Origin of the sequence: Tepidibacillus decaturensis (assembly GCF_001561915.1) — a bacterium.
Lineage (GTDB): Bacteria > Bacillota > Bacilli > Tepidibacillales > Tepidibacillaceae > Tepidibacillus_B > Tepidibacillus_B infernus.
The window spans coordinates 93,829-109,065 of the sequence record NZ_LSKU01000001.1 but is presented as its reverse complement, the minus strand read 5'-3'; the positions used below and the strand labels follow the sequence as shown (position 1 = coordinate 109,065).

15 protein-coding genes, 1 pseudogene and 1 riboswitch are annotated in these 15,237 nt (G+C 38.0%); all 16 genes and pseudogenes read right to left on the bottom strand.

The window, feature by feature from the left end:
- Window positions 1-201: 201 nt before the first annotated feature.
- Window positions 202-1,050, bottom strand: coding sequence for a TIGR02391 family protein (locus U473_RS00490; protein WP_068722394.1), 849 nt, complete (start codon window positions 1,048-1,050; stop codon window positions 202-204).
- Between the two features lie 167 nt (window positions 1,051-1,217).
- Window positions 1,218-1,760 (bottom strand): hypothetical protein, encoded by a 543-nt coding sequence (locus tag U473_RS00485; protein ID WP_068722392.1) that lies wholly within the window; start codon window positions 1,758-1,760, stop codon window positions 1,218-1,220.
- Between the two features lie 118 nt (window positions 1,761-1,878).
- Window positions 1,879-2,685: a hypothetical protein gene (locus U473_RS00480; RefSeq protein ID WP_068722389.1), complete on the bottom strand. Its 807-nt coding sequence runs from the start codon at window positions 2,683-2,685 to the stop codon at window positions 1,879-1,881.
- A gap of 211 nt (window positions 2,686-2,896) precedes the next feature.
- A complete protein-coding gene (locus U473_RS00475; RefSeq protein WP_068722387.1) occupies window positions 2,897-3,244 on the bottom strand; it encodes a cupin domain-containing protein in 348 nt (115 codons plus the stop codon).
- A 349-nt stretch (window positions 3,245-3,593) separates the two neighbouring features.
- Window positions 3,594-6,851, bottom strand: a complete 3,258-nt coding sequence (locus tag U473_RS00470) for a type I restriction endonuclease subunit R (RefSeq protein WP_068722385.1) — start codon at window positions 6,849-6,851, stop codon at window positions 3,594-3,596.
- Between the two features lie 25 nt (window positions 6,852-6,876).
- Window positions 6,877-7,080 carry a hypothetical protein gene (locus U473_RS00465; RefSeq protein ID WP_068722383.1) on the bottom strand — a complete coding sequence of 68 codons (204 nt, stop codon included), beginning with the start codon at window positions 7,078-7,080 and terminating at the stop codon, window positions 6,877-6,879.
- Complete coding sequence (locus U473_RS00460; RefSeq protein ID WP_068722381.1) at window positions 7,077-8,321, bottom strand: restriction endonuclease subunit S; 1,245 nt, start codon at window positions 8,319-8,321, stop codon at window positions 7,077-7,079. Before U473_RS00460 ends, U473_RS00465 begins: the two co-directional genes overlap by 4 nt.
- A complete protein-coding gene (locus U473_RS00455; RefSeq protein ID WP_068727311.1) occupies window positions 8,311-9,867 on the bottom strand; it encodes a class I SAM-dependent DNA methyltransferase in 1,557 nt (518 codons plus the stop codon). Before U473_RS00455 ends, U473_RS00460 begins: the two co-directional genes overlap by 11 nt.
- A gap of 15 nt (window positions 9,868-9,882) precedes the next feature.
- Entirely contained in the window at window positions 9,883-10,473 is a 591-nt protein-coding gene (locus U473_RS00450; protein WP_068722379.1) for a helix-turn-helix domain-containing protein, read from the bottom strand.
- A gap of 243 nt (window positions 10,474-10,716) precedes the next feature.
- Window positions 10,717-10,908, bottom strand: coding sequence for a hypothetical protein (locus U473_RS00445; protein WP_201024117.1), 192 nt, complete (start codon window positions 10,906-10,908; stop codon window positions 10,717-10,719).
- Between the two features lie 99 nt (window positions 10,909-11,007).
- Window positions 11,008-11,169, bottom strand: coding sequence for a GGDEF domain-containing protein (locus U473_RS15575; protein ID WP_407701917.1), 162 nt, complete (start codon window positions 11,167-11,169; stop codon window positions 11,008-11,010).
- Window positions 11,096-11,608: a GGDEF domain-containing protein gene (locus U473_RS14440; RefSeq protein ID WP_201024113.1), complete on the bottom strand. Its 513-nt coding sequence runs from the start codon at window positions 11,606-11,608 to the stop codon at window positions 11,096-11,098. Before U473_RS14440 ends, U473_RS15575 begins: the two co-directional genes overlap by 74 nt.
- Window positions 11,515-11,934, bottom strand: coding sequence for a response regulator (locus U473_RS14025; protein ID WP_082732283.1), 420 nt, complete (start codon window positions 11,932-11,934; stop codon window positions 11,515-11,517). Before U473_RS14025 ends, U473_RS14440 begins: the two co-directional genes overlap by 94 nt.
- 200 nt (window positions 11,935-12,134) lie before the next feature.
- Complete coding sequence (locus U473_RS00435) at window positions 12,135-13,991, bottom strand: HD domain-containing phosphohydrolase (RefSeq protein WP_068722377.1); 1,857 nt, start codon at window positions 13,989-13,991, stop codon at window positions 12,135-12,137.
- Between the two features lie 18 nt (window positions 13,992-14,009).
- Window positions 14,010-14,120 (bottom strand): annotated as a pseudogene (locus U473_RS15570) (chemotaxis protein CheW); the annotation flags it as partial.
- Between the two features lie 368 nt (window positions 14,121-14,488).
- Window positions 14,489-14,576: riboswitch (cyclic di-GMP riboswitch) on the bottom strand.
- Window positions 14,577-14,798: 222 nt separating this feature from the next.
- Complete coding sequence (locus U473_RS00425) at window positions 14,799-15,053, bottom strand: late competence development ComFB family protein (RefSeq protein ID WP_201024112.1); 255 nt, start codon at window positions 15,051-15,053, stop codon at window positions 14,799-14,801.
- Window positions 15,054-15,237 lie beyond the last annotated feature (184 nt).

Below are 15,237 nucleotides of genomic sequence, written 5' to 3'. Positions count from 1 at the left end.
TCTAGATAATCACAACTTGCTTTAAACAATCTCATATTATCACCCTGTTTCTTCTGATCTTTCAGATAACGTTCTAGGTGTTTCCGCATCGTCATACTATATTCATATTAACGAAGTTACGGGAACACCTTGTTATCGGAAGGATGAGGCCCCCGAAGCCAGAGTGCGACAGGACGTCGCACCCTTTAGCAATTATTCCAACTAACTCCTAGGCACTTTATGGCATTCATCTAAATATTTATGCGAAAAAGATATCAACGTTAAAATATCTAAAGCCTTTGTTTCATCCATTTTCCAGTTTACTTTTGGGGTATGTGCTGCAGGATTTCTAACCAAATGAAATATCGATTCTAATAGTTCTTTTAATCCTGTATACTCATTAATTTCACTTTCAGTCTTCAGTGAATTGAAAAAGATATAGGGGTCATTCTTTGCAAAAGCTTTTTGGAACAATGCAGAACCATCCGAAGTTAAACCAGTAATTTGACGAACCCGTTCTGCTAAACCCTTAGCCGCTTCAAATACAGCATCATAATAATCCTTTTGTAAGTAATCCTTGATGCAATATTTCTCGACCTCGTGGTGAATGGCTCTATTATAAAGATGTCTTCTTAGATTATTTACTCGCCTATCAACCTCATCAAGAGTTTTAGCTTCCACAACCTCATTAAGTACTCCCTCTTTGGACACGGATAATCCTGCCATCAATAGCGCTTTATTTGTTCCTTCAAAAAGAAAATTATACTTTTCTCTACTGGATTCACTCGTATACGCGACTGGATTTAGTACTTTCTCGATAAATAAATATATTCTTTCAAATGTATGCCGTTTATTGATTTCATTTACGAAACAATTATAAAGCCAGTCCCTCTTGTTTAATCCTATTGTATATGTATAACCATTACTAGACTTCCCATCGTCAACAAGTTGAATTTGACACTGTTCCAGTAACCTTGACAACTCTGTTTTTGTAAGTCCTCGGTTTGTATCTGCTATAACATCACATACCGCCTTGAGTTGCTGTTCATTAAGTATCTTTTGTATTCTCATGAACATCACCTTTTCAATTCATAATGCTCTCTCTTGATAATCCGTCGCAGGATGCGGCGGCCTTGCCTCATCTTTCCGATAACGTCCCGTGAATTCCCGACGCGTCCCAACCCGCTCGAATTATCCTCTAAATGTCGGGAATTCGCTGTTAGGTGAAGTAGGGCTCCCTAGATGCCCGCCCTAACCCTTTCAACTAATTCACTTGTCTGGACTCTAAATTTATTCGCTACTTCTTCAAGATCAATTAAGTCAAATAAATCAGGATACACTATTTTCCTAACCCACTGATCATAAAATAGTGCAACCTTATATGCAGTTTCAAAATATGGGACAGGGTCTTGAAAAGTTAACTCTCGATGAGCAACAAACCTATTTCTAAAGGTAACCATACTTTTCCAATAACTTTCCCATTCTTCCTCATCTATATTTAAATACTCCGTAAGCTCGCTACGAAACCAGTTCGACAGATTATCCTTTTCATTGATATTTAGATTTTTCCAATGTATAGGGTTCGATCTATCAGAACCAAAGACCATACACCAACAAATTGCCGCCTGCAATAGATGCGCATTCATTGTAAAAATCCAAAAGTCCGTTGACTTAGTAAATTCTTTATAAGCATTATTTAACTCTCGATAAGCAATATAATGGTAGACAAAATCTTTAACTACGGGATATTGCCTGGAAAGAACCTTTTCATCATAGTCCATCTATTCACAACTCCTTACGTTCACCAAACAGCCGTATTTCACCTAACGTTTAAGGATTCCCGCAGCGTCATCCCGCTTTCATGTTGGCGAAGTTGAGGGAATCCTGTGTTATGCGCAGTTACCTAAACAAACTAACCACACGATTAATATCTTCATCTTCAATTTCATCTAAACTCATTACCAAATACAACGAGTTTCCGAGTGGGTTTAATCTCAATCTTCCTGGTGATATATCTGTAAGTCCAAAAATCACTTCAGAATCCGTATTGTTTTTTTGGATTACATGTCCTAGATTTAAATCCATTAACTCAACAATTTCTCTAAGTAAAAAGGCAAGCTGCACGTTAATTTGTTTGCTTCCTCTGTAATCTTCCTGTGAGAGATTGTACTCCTCTATTTTCTTAATCATTGCCATTATACATAGCTGTCTATAAGTGAGTCTCTCTGCAAAGTTAATTAGTTGATAAGCCATATAACTATCAATAAATGCAAAAAAGGGAAGATTACCGTATATATTACCAATGTACTTAACCTTTTTCTCTTCATAACAGCTCTTTGCTTTAGACAATGTACCTTCCAAAAGCTCTTCAGCTTTTGATAACTTTGACTTGTCTGTCTTAGAAAAGAAATCATCTTCTCTTACCCTTAAGCCAAGCATGACGTTTGAATGAATCTTTTCTATTGAATAGACTAGAGCAGCCCCAATTCTAGCCATTTCACGTTCGCCCATTGATAGTTTCCTATCGTACATCTCACTTCCTATATATTTTAAGATCTCAGTAATTGACGCCCCCGCTAAAGCACCCGCAAACGCTCCAGGCGGTCCTGCCAACAGTCCTCCAGCTGCTACACCCACTGCGCTACCTGTAATACTCGCACTAGCTTCTATTAACTTCAGAGCTTTATTAATTTTATCCATCTCCATCATGTTCTCCTTACTAGCTAATTAGAAAAGCACATAATGTAATTGCGCATAACGTTCTCTGTATTCACGAACCCGAGAGGCTTAAGGCGACGAAGTCGCAGGGTTGTCCGCCTGAATCTTCTTTCTCAAAATGCCCCGGGCGAACCGAGCAGCCGTCAGGCTGCGATGCGTGAATACGGTGTTAGCCGAAGTACCTGACATCTCTGAATAACTAGAGTTTCTCTTCATGAACTAATATTCTATCGCCTATTGTTGTTGGTTGCGAGATAACTAAAAATTCAATATCGTTGGACGTTCTATTTAATATTTGATGAGGTGTTTGTGGATGGATTTCAATGCCTTCCAACTGATTTAATTCATGTATTTCTCCATTAATTTCAATTATTGCTTTACCATAAAGAATAAAAAAGAATTGTCTTGATTTATTATGATAATGTCGTGCCTCTTCAGTACCTGGAGGCATTCTCTCATGAATGATACTTAAATCCTCTTGTTTTAGGAGATGCCATCCATCACAATTCGATCCCCATATATAATGTTCTCCTGTTTCTTTACTGATTTTTTTTCAATTTATGTGCTTCCTTTCTTATTACATTGATGTAATTTGATTTTTATTCAGCATTCAGGTATTTCTGCAAACGTTTCCTTACCGACAAAATAGTCGTAATTTAATCTTAATTGATGGGATTTGCGACTATTTTGTCGGTAAAGTACTTTTTCCTGTCATGAATTGTTCGAAAAGAATTTGCAAAAAATATATACCTTACCATTCTACACAAACACACAAATTTCCTTTTCTTGTATAAGTGATATTTTCCAGAATAAAAAGCTCTCCAAGCTTTAGTCACTCGATTAAAAACATATTTTAATAAAGAGACAGATTTTCTCATCTGTCCCTTCTGGATGTTTTAGAACTCATATTGTCTTTTTTCTTCAGCAGCTAATGGTATATCAATCATTTGATCATAGGTAAATGCTTCATTACTGCACATTAAATCCACCTGTTTCATCACCACATTTAAGGCTTCCATTGCTTGCTCTGGTGGATAATCATATTTTTTTAGCAATCTTCTGATTATTTTTCTCATGGTTGCCTGGGCTTGGGTTCTTACATTAAAATCGATCGTCACGTTTCGTCGAATAGAATCTGTTAGTTCTTGTGCAATCTTTTTCAGCGTCTCATCATCGTAAAATTCTCTGGCCACTTCGTCTTTTGAAAGAGCATAGTAAAAAGCGATTTCGTCTTTGTTGAGTCCGAGCTTTTCTTCTTCTTCATGCATCTTTTTCATCTCTTTCGCCATTCTAATCAGTTCTTCGATCACTTCTGCATTCGTTATTGCTTGGTTTGTGTATTTGTTAAGTGCTTTCTTAAGCTTTTCAGAGAAGAGTTCCGATTTAACCAAATTGCTTCGTTCCATGACTTTGATTTCGCCCTGAAGAAGTTTTTTCAACATCTCTAATGCCAAATTTTTCGTTTTTAATGCCTTCACTTCTTCAAGAAACTCCTCATCAAGAATGGATACATCCGGACGTTTCAACCCTATTGCTTCAAACACATCAATGACTTCTTCTGAAATGATTGATCTTTCCAGCATTTGATTGACTCTTTGTTCAATCTCTGCTTTCGATAATGCACTTTTGCCTTTTGTTTCAAGCTTTACTAAACTTGCCTTTACCGATTTAAAATAACTGACTTCTAAAGCGATGGCCTTTCCTTCTTCTGTTGCGGCACAGAGTCCATGGGCCTTACCAAGTTCAGTAACAAACTGTTTAAAATCTTTTTGCTCTTTCTCACTCATGGATAATACAAAGTCCATTCCCGTTGTAATGGCTCGAATGCGTTTGACTTGAGACTGACCCATATAATCGGAATAATCTAAGCCATGGAACATTCCTCTTAATACTTCTAGTTTTCCAAGCATAATCGCAATCGCTGATGAAGTATCAATACCGATATTTTTCTTATCACTGTCTGTATATTCTTTTAGGGCTCTTTTTAAGCTTTCCAAAATACCGATATAATCAACAACGACGCCACCCTCTTTGTCTTTAAAGACTCGATTCACTCGAGCAATCGCCTGCATCAGATTATGCCCCTTCATTGGCTTATCAATATACATGGTATGCATGGAAGGTACATCAAAACCTGTAAGCCACATATCCCGAACAATAACAATTTTCAACTCATCGTTATTATCCTTCATCCGATTGGCTAATGTGTCCCGTCTTTGTTTCCCCCCAACATGCTTTTGAAGCCTTTCTTCATCAGCAGCACTACCTGTCATGACAATTTTGATTTTCCCTTTGTTTACATCATCACTATGCCACTCCGGTCTTAAGGCTGTAATCGCATCATACAAGTCGACGGCAATTCTCCGACTCATACATACGACCATCGCTTTTCCATCCATCACTTCTGCTTTGGCTTCATAGTGATTGACGATGTCTTCCGCTAACTTTTTGATGCGGTTTGGCGAACCGACGATGGCTTCAATTCTTGACCACTTGGCCTTGTTCTTTTCTCTTTCTATTTCTTCTTGACCTTCTGTGATTTCTTCAAACTCAGTGTCTAATTCTTTTAATACATCCTCATCTGCTTCTAGCTTAATGATTCGATTTTCATAGTAAATTTTAACCGTTGCTTTATCTTCCACAGCTCTAGTCATATCATAGATATCGATGTAATCGCCAAATACGGCTGGAGTCGATTTGTCTTCAAACTCAATCGGGGTTCCTGTAAACCCAATAAAAGAAGCATTAGGAAGTGCGTCTCTCATATATTTGGCATAACCGAATTTCACATCACCTGTTTTCAAATTAGTTTTGGCATCTAAGCCATACTGACTTCGATGAGCTTCATCGGCAATAATAATGACATTCCGGCGATCAGTTAGAACAGGCATTTCGCCTTCTTCTGGTTTAAACTTTTGAATGGTTGTGAAGATGATTCCACCCGATTCTCTTTCATTGAGCAAATCATAAAGTCCATTGAGTTCCCTTGAATGATCTTTTGCTTGGGATTTCTTTTGTTCCTCTGTCAATCTCCGAATATGAGCCTGCTTTGGTTCTTGTCGTAAAATCTCCTTTGATTTTGCAAAGGTGGTGTATAGCTGATCATCTAAGTCATTTCGATCTGTAATGATGATAATTGTCGGGTTATTCAGTTCCTTTACAAGTCCTGCGGTATAAAAGACCATGGAAAAGCTCTTTCCTGAACCTTGCGTATGCCAAATGACCCCAATTCTCCGATCACCAGTTTCACTTGTTGCAATTTTTGTCTTCTCTATTGCTTTTTTCACAGCAAAATACTGATGATAAGCAGCTAGGATTTTGATCAGAGACTTCTTATCTCCTATTTTTTTACCCTGTTGATCATAATCACTGGACTTGGATTCTTGAAAAAGAATGAAATTCGAAATAATATCTAGAATTCTTTCCTTTGCTAACATTCCTCTAAATAGGGTTTCGTATTGAGGGATGGTAAGAGGGGCAACATTCACCCCATCCTCACTTCTCCAATTCATAAAACGCTCCAAATTGGAAGTGATGGTCCCTGCCTTAGCGTTGATTCCATCAGAAATGATACAGAAGGCATTGTAATGGAAGAGACTTTCAATATCTTTTTTATAGGTTTGGATTTGATGATACGCATTTTCAATTCCCACATTCTCATCGGATGCAGACTTTAGCTCAATGACAACAAGCGGGAGTCCATTAATAAAGAGAATTAGGTCTGGTCTTCTATTTTCTAGTCCCAAAATCGTAAATTGATTGACGACTAGAAAATCATTTCGATCCATATGTTCAAAATCTACTAAATATGCTCTTTTGGTTCGGATTAGATCTTTTTCCTTAAAGGACACTTCGATTCCTTCCGTCAGAAGCTTATGAAAGTGGTGGTTGTTTTCAACTAAAGAAGGACTATTGAACGTGATAACCTGTCGAAATGCATCTTCAAGAGCGGCTCTCGGAATATCCTTGTTGATTCGAAAAAGGGCATCTTTTACTCGATTTTCTAAAATGACTTCTTTATAATCTTTGCGTTCAGGTGCTTCGCCATCAAAGGCAATATCTGGACCAAATCGATGTTCATATCCTAATTCGCCTAAAATCTCGATTGCCGCCTCTTCAAGCATTTCTTCTGTAAAAGTTTCGGATAAACTCAAAGGTAGTTCCCCCTTTTTAATCCCATTATTTAAACAGTTTCTTTATGAGTTTAAAAATATCAAAAGTGGTTCTATTGTAGACCTTGTTATATGCGTATTTCTTTGGATTTCTTAACCAGCCATAACCTCTCGGCATTTTGAGTCCTGCTCGATGAACAAGTTGTCTTTTGATGCTCGTCCTCGCCGCAATTCTTTTCTTTAAACTCGGTTTCCTCATTCCAAATTTCATGATACTTCACCTTCTTGATCAAGTGGTACTCTGATTTCTCCTGACATGAGTTTTGGTAGGAGGGTGTCTCTAATCACTACTAAATTTCTATTTTCTTTTACAAGACATAAATATTGTTGATCTAAGCTAGATGCGATTTTATTGAATATATCAACTATAGAATTATCCGGCTTAACTATAACTATATTGTTCAATGCATCCTTATTAATTGATCCAAACACAGTACCTTCACCATTATATACACTTAATTTGTCTTTAAGACTCAGCACTAAATAGTACATGTAAGAACTGTAGCCACTTTTATTTCTTATTGAGCACAGTCCTCGACCAATACAACAATCTTCATAAGCAATATTAATATCTCCAACAGGTGCTCTGACACTCATTAAAACATCGCCTAATTTTGCCATTCTTTTGGGTTCAGTAGTATATAATCTTCTTATTGGAAATCGATCGCCAAAATCAGTTCGTCCTTGATAAAACACTTCACCAAAGCCATCTTCATTATAACTAGTTCCTTTAGGTGATTGCCCCATTGTGATATATGCAATTCTACTAAGATTTGATACCTCCCATCCCTTTGGAATCATCCCTAATTCACTTTCAACCATTTCACCACCGCTGGATTTGTATGGTTCTCCATTTTCATTCGGAAATTCAAAATCTACAAACCAATGTTTAAAGATTGCCTGAGCCATAGCTTCAATGGTTTTGTTGATTTGGTTGTTGACTTCGATTTTTTCGTCTAGGGTTGAGAGTATGTGTGCAATGGCTTTTTGTTCTTTGATATTCTTAGGCAAGTTAACCTTTAATATTTCAAATGTGTCTCTTGTTATAGTATCAAATACTGAACCATGAGTATTTTGCCTAATACTTTTAATTTTATATTTTAACAAATAATAAAGATAATCATTGGTAGTTAGCTCATTAGCCCTTAACCCATAACATGATTGATTAAAAGCCATTGGTTTTCCAAGCTGAGCAATTGCTCCAACTGTCCCTCTTGCTGAAATGACTAAATCACCTTTATCTAATAATCTTGTAGAGCTATTTTCCAATCCGAGTTGTGTAATATTTTTTTCAGTTTTATATACGGTTCTATCATCAGTGTTAAAGTCTTTAACTGAAAGCCAAGGAATATCACCGTTCCAATACTCTGAAACAGTAGTTCTTGGTGTACCTCCCCCAAAAATATTCATTATCTCTGATAATTTGTACTCTTTCCACTCATTAGAACTCATACCCAATCCCCCCTAGATTCTTTCTAATCTCCTCTTCTAGGTGGCGTGACTTTTCAAATAGCTCTCCGAGTTCGCTAGTCAGTTTTTCCATCTTCTCTTCAAATGAAACTCCATCCTCTTCTGCTTCTTCTATTCCTACATATCTACCTGGGGTTAGAACATAGTCATGTTCTCTAACTTCTTCAAGCTTTACCGACTTACAAAAGCCTTTTATATCTTCGTACTCTTTTGACTCTCCATTCTCAATTCTCAATTCTCCATTATTCAAGTTTCTCCATTGATGATAGGTATCTGCAATTTTTCTAATATCTTCTTCTTTTAATTCTCTATGTCTACGATCGATCATTTCTCCAAGATTTCTTGCATCAATAAAGAGAATTTCTTTTTCTCTGTTTCTATGTTTTGTATTGCCTTTTTTGTTTCGATTGAGAATCCATAGAGATACTGGAATTCCAGTAGAATAGAAGAGTTTATCCGGCATGGCCACAATACAATCTACGAGATCCGCTTCCAGTATATTTTTTCGGATTTCTCCTTCATTGGAAGTATTGGAGCTTAATGCCCCATTTGCAAGAACAATTCCTGCTATGCCATTGGGTGATAAATGATAAATCATATGTTGAAGCCATGCATAGTTTGCATTCCCTGCTGGCGGTATACCATAAGCCCATCTGACATCATCTTTTAATTTCTCTCCGCCCCAATCGCTGATATTAAAAGGTGGATTGGCGAGAATATAATCGGCTTTCACATTTTTATGAAGGTCATTGTGAAACGTATCTGCATGTTCCGGTCCAATATTGCCTTCTAATCCTCGAATGGCCAAGTTCATTTTACATAGTTTCCATGTAGTAACGTTAAGTTCTTGTCCATAGATGGCTAGGTCAGTTAACTTTCCTTGATGTTCTTCAATAAATTTTTCGCTTTGAACAAACATACCCCCAGAACCACAGCAAGGGTCATAAATACGACCTTTAAATGGTTCAATCATTTCAACTAAAGTTTTAACAACAGAAGTAGGTGTATAGAATTCTCCACCGCCTTTACCTTCTGCGTCTGCAAATTTACCAAGGAAGTATTCATAAACTCTACCTAAGAGGTCCTTTTCTTCTTTTGTATGTAGCTTTATTGTAGAAATTAAATCAATAAGTTCACCTAGTCTTCTCTTATCTATTTCTGGTCTGGCATAACGCTTTTCAAGTACATTTTTTAATGTCTTGTTCTCTTTTTCAATGAGAATCATAGCATCATCGATCATCTGCCCGATTTTTTCACTTTTTGCATTGTCTCTGATGTAATTCCATCTGGCTTCTTTCGGTACCCAGAAAATATTTTCTGAAAGGTATTCGTCTAACTCTTCCTCAAAACCTTCCCCTTCAGCAACGAGTTCATTATATTTCGTTTCAAATTTATCTGAAATGTATTTAAGGAAAATAAGTCCTAGCACGACATGTTTGTATTCACTCGCATCCATACTGCCTCTCAGCTTATCGGCCGCTTTCCATAATGTTTCCTCAAATCCAATATTTGCTGTTGTTTCTGCCATCATCCATCTCTCCCCTTAATAATTATGATCATCAAGCACTTCAAAAAGTGCTGCTTCAAATTCTTCTTGTTCTTCCCCTGTGGAAATATCTCCTGGTAGTACATTTAGATAATGAGCGAGACCTTGTATGGTTTTGTGTAAAATTATTTCTGTTCCTGCTTGTTCTAAGAGTTCAATTAGTATTCGATAGGTATCCATAAATGGATGTTGATCCGCTGCTTCTAACGATTCTTTAAATCGCTGAATAATTCTAGCTTTTTCAATACTTCTCTCAATCGTGTTGATTTCCTCTTTATCATAAACAGGTACTTTTTCTAATTGTTCAGCACCTTTACTTAGCACATGTTCATGTTTTTGAATGATCGGTTGTAAATCTTTTTTTAATTTCTCTTTTTGAATCTCTAACTTTTCTATTTCATCCAGCTCTTTTGTAAAATAATCTGCATCAACATGAAAGATCTCTTCAAGTATGGGAAGATACTTTTTCGGGATATTTTGTTTTCCTTTGATCCATAAATGTATATTCTGTTTTTTAATCCCTAAGTGCTCCGCTAGCTCTATATGTTGCATGTTGTAAAGCCCAAGTATGTATTCTAAACCTATCAATCTATAAACACCTACTCATGCTATCTTATTGTCTTAGTCAATAAATACATTATACTGTAAGTTATTGTCTGCGTAAATAATATATTTTCCCAATACTTTTGTCTCCTTTATTTTGAGCGTAAAAAAAACCACACCGGAGGGGCCAACGGTGTGGTTTTCATATAAGTTCTTTATTCGATTTCAATTTTTACTGAGTTATCTGGTTTTTCTTTTTTCGGAATCATCAAGTTAAGCACGCCATCCTCAAGCTTTGCTTGCTACTACAAAATAGTTTTTATCGTCTTCTTGGACGTCAACTTTAAAAGTGTCACCTGCGAGACTTCTTCTAACAGGCCAACCGTCTGTAAAAAAGTCATCAAGCATGTTGTAGAAGTCAGCAAAACCGGTGCTTAATAAATCTGTTTTTTTTCTGTTGAAAGGTACTAATCCAGCCATTCAAAGATTAAACCTCCCGCATAGCCCTCTCTGCGGATGTCCTTCATCATTCTGACGTGACGTTTTGACCAGTCATGTCAGTATAATGAAGTGGAACATCTATGAACATTTATCCATATACCGCACACAATTCCTGCCGGCAGCCTTTGCCTCATACATCAGTTCATCCGCCCTTTTTACCAGTGTATCAACCGTATCTCCAGGACAGTAGCCGGCAACTCCGAAACTGGCCGTTACCCTGCCCACGCCCGGAATATCCATTTGGCTTAAACTTGCGCAGTTCTTCCGCCAAAACTGCCGCCTTATTTACTGTTGTTTCCGGCAGCAGTATCACAAATTCCTCCCCGCCCCAGCGGGCCAAGGTATCTATTCTGCGAATCCTATTCTTAATCGTTTCTGCCATGCGTTTAAGAACTAAATCTCCTGTGTTATGGCCAAAACGGTCATTGATGCTCTTAAAGCGGTCTATGTCCAGCATGATCAGGGAAAACTTACTGTCTGCCCGTTTGGCACGCTCTATTTCTTCTTCAAGTTTTTGCACAAAATAACGGCGGTTATAGACATTCGTCAGAGTATCTGTAACAGATAAAAAGCGAAGTTCCTCTTCTATTTTTTTGTACCTAGTAACATCAGTAGCATAATGAAGAAAGATATCTTCTCCCAGCGGGATCCACCAAGTATCCCAGATTGTACCTGACAATTCGACTTCGCTGTTAAGCGGTTCGTTTCTGTCCAAGGCTTCGTCTGCGCGACAGAAATAGCATTTTGTTCCGGGCAGTGGTGAACCTGATTTTTCAATTGCCTCCCTGTATTTATCCGGAAGATTTCCCCCGCCAATTCGATATCCATCAGAACCAGGTCTGGAAGAAAGCCGCCACTTATCTTTTGCACCGCTTTTTCCCCTGACGTGACGATTTCCACATCATAGCCGTTTTTGTTTAGAAACTCAGCGACGACCAAGGCAGTTAAGCGACTGTCTTCCACCAGCAGTATTTTTTTCTTTTTCTTGAGTGTATTGTTACTCATTTTTTACCACCTTAAATTATCCCTTTACTTTAAATCAAGCGCACATTATACTTTAAACTTCGCCACCAGTGAATTAAGCTTCTCTGCCATTTCCGCCTAGGCACTAACTTCTTCCACAGTAGTAGAAAGTACTTGGCTGGTCGCGCTGGTTTCGGCAACAGAGGCAACCACTTCTTTTAATAAAGATAAAAATAAATCCCTTATTTTTCTCTGCTTTGCCTCTTTTGCATATTATGTTCTTGTACCATTATGCGCAAAAATATTTCTACTACTTGCGGATCAAACTGCGTCCCTGCATTCCTTCTTATTTCAGCAATTGCTTCCTCCTTGCTCAGCGCTTTTCGGTATGTCCTGTCATTGGTCATGGCGTCATAAGCGTCCGCCACAGCCAAAATACGGCAGAATAAAGGTATCTCTTCCCTTTTTAAACCCCGGGGATAGCCTTTGCCGTCCCAGCGTTCATGGTGGTACAAAATGTATTCGGCAATAGTCGCCAGTTCCGGGGTATTTTGAGCGATGCGGTAACCGATTTCGGAATGTTTTTTCATTTCTTCCCATTCTTCCGCTGTCAAAGGCCCGGGCTTATGCAAGATACTTCCCCTGACACCCACTTTGCCAATGTCATGTAGCACTGTCAGAAGAGCCAGTTCATCCAGTTCTTTTGCGGAAAGGTTCATTCTTCTTCCTATCATCAGGCAATCATTTTTCAGACGTTGGGAATGCTCCTCCGTTTCCGTGCTTTTGGCATATAGGGTGGCAAGCAGGGTGTTGATCAAAGACTTGCGGTAGCTTTTACCCTCCATTAATTTCCGTCTGTACATCCATTCCTCGGCTTCTTTGATAACTTGCTCAAGGTTTTCCGAGGCTTTTGCCTTCACTGCATACCCCATGGCTATGCTTAGTTGCGTCTTTCCGCTACTTACTTGCAAACCCCTATTTTTGATCCTCTCAATGATTTGTTCTGCGATTTCAGTTGTAGTATTTGGCAGAAGAATGAGAAATTCATCCCCGCCCCAGCGGGCGATGATGTCTTCTTTCCGACAGCTTTCTTTAATTATTTTTGCCGCCTTTTTTAAAAGCTTGTCCCCTTCCTCGTGACCAAAGGCATCGTTAACCAGTTTCAGCCCGTTGACATCAGCCATGATTACCACTAAAGGCATCTCTCGGGACATTTCCAGCCCATTGATCTGTTCTTCCATGAACCTCCGGTTATGGAGGCCGGTCAGTGAATCATGATAGCTTAAGTTGAGGATTTTTTCCTGCCAAGCCTTCTCCTGCGTGACATCCCGAAAAACCATGACCACTCCGAAGATTTCTCCTTTCTCGTCTTTGATGGGTGCAGCACTGTCTGCTATTGGTATCCTACGCCCATCTTTAGCGATCAGGGCAGTATGGTTGCCCCAGCCAATGATTTCCTCTGTTTTCAATACATTCTCTATCAGGTCTTTTGCTTCTTCGCCGGTGGTTTCATTGATAAGTTTAAAAACCTCAGCAAAGCGACTGCCTTTTACTTCCTCCTCACTCCAGCCAGTTATTTTCTCCGCTACCCGATTAAGGGCCGTTATCCTACCTGTCTGGTCGGTGGTGACCACCCCGTCGCCGATGGAAAGAAGGATAGTTTTATGCAATTCTTTTTCCCGGTATAATTCTTCTTTGTACTTTTCCCGATCGGTTACATCAAAAATGATGGAAAAAAGCAAAGTTTCACCGCTATGGGTTATGGGGCAGGAATAAACGTCAACCAGCCTGATTTCCCCGCTCTTTAAACGATGGGGAAAAACAAAATACCTCTGTTTTCCCTGAAGCGCCTGAAGCCGCCGTCTTTCCACTTCTTCTTTCGGCAGCATGTTGATCTCTTGGATATGCATGTTTAAAAGTTCTTCCCTGGTATAGCCGTAAAAAGCGCAGGCAGCAGGGTTGGCATCAACAATTTCACCGCTTCGGGGCTCAATCAAAAGCATCATAGCATCATGTTCGTTGAACATAGCACTCTGAATGCCGTTGAATACTCTTTCCCGTTCCTCCAAGGTTTTTATCTGCATCATTTTTTCATTCATCCTGTCCACCCTTTCTTTTCAGAAGGTTAGCGTCCGAATCTTTTTATTTACGATCACTAGGTTAAATCTATTTCTGAGGTTGTTTACAGGGATGATGTTTCCCCGCAGATTAATTATACCTTGCATATATTGTTCAGATTTTTTAAATAAAAATCAAAAGGCCTATTTTACACCGCTGAAATTTACATATTTTTCCAGCTGGATAAAATAGGCCTTCCTTATATTTGAGTTTATGTTTTACATTTGCATAATAAAGATTCAATTCCCTTTTTTTTGAAATTAATACAGGTATTACCAAGGGAACTAATGTTCTATATGTTCTATTTATGTATTCAATCGTTTTCATTGCCAAATCAATCCTTCCATTGGGTCTTATGCTCCGCCGAATCCACCGTTAATATCCTATGTTTCATCATCTAGGCTAAATTTCACTTTAATCTTTACTCAAATCATCTGTATACACTAAAAGCCCCTGTACACGAATTGCATAGAGGCTTTCATACAACTGGCTGCCATAAAATTATGTTACTCCTTAGGCCCTTGGCTTTGCGTCCCCGTCTTTCGGCAGGTTTGCCCTTCATATATCTATTTATAAACATGATATTATTATGCTTATATTTGTACTATATGTTAATATTAACCTATATTTTTGTCAACAAATTTCAACAAATTTCTTTGTTTTTCATGATATTTTTCATTTCTAGTTAACAAAATTATTTTTTTAAGAGAAGAAAAAAGAGGAGCATAATTTGTTTATTCCAATTGTGGTTCTGCACATTATCCAGTTCATGATGTAATCATGCAACGCTAGTGAGTTTCATGTCGTGGTTCTTCAGACACTACTTCTATTGCTTTCGTTACTTCTCTAATAATGTCTACTCCATATTGAGATTCCATTTCCTTAACTTTAGTAAATAATTTACCTTTTTCCGTTACAGTATATTGCGGTGGTAAATTATTTAATGCGTATGCAGTCATATCTAGCCTGCATTTTTCACATTTACACACATTGTTATACTTTTTCAATACTTCATCAATATACCGATAAACTAATTCTTCCATGTAATTATATACCTCCATAACCCTCTCCCTTTCATATAAGAATATTATTTGAAAAACACGCTCAATCATTTTTTAACACTAGTCGTGAGACACTCTCCACATGCCTTGAGCGCATGAAAAAGATAAATTTTAAGTTTGGTCTAGCAACTTAATTATACCAAAAAGGGCAATTCTTTTATTATTT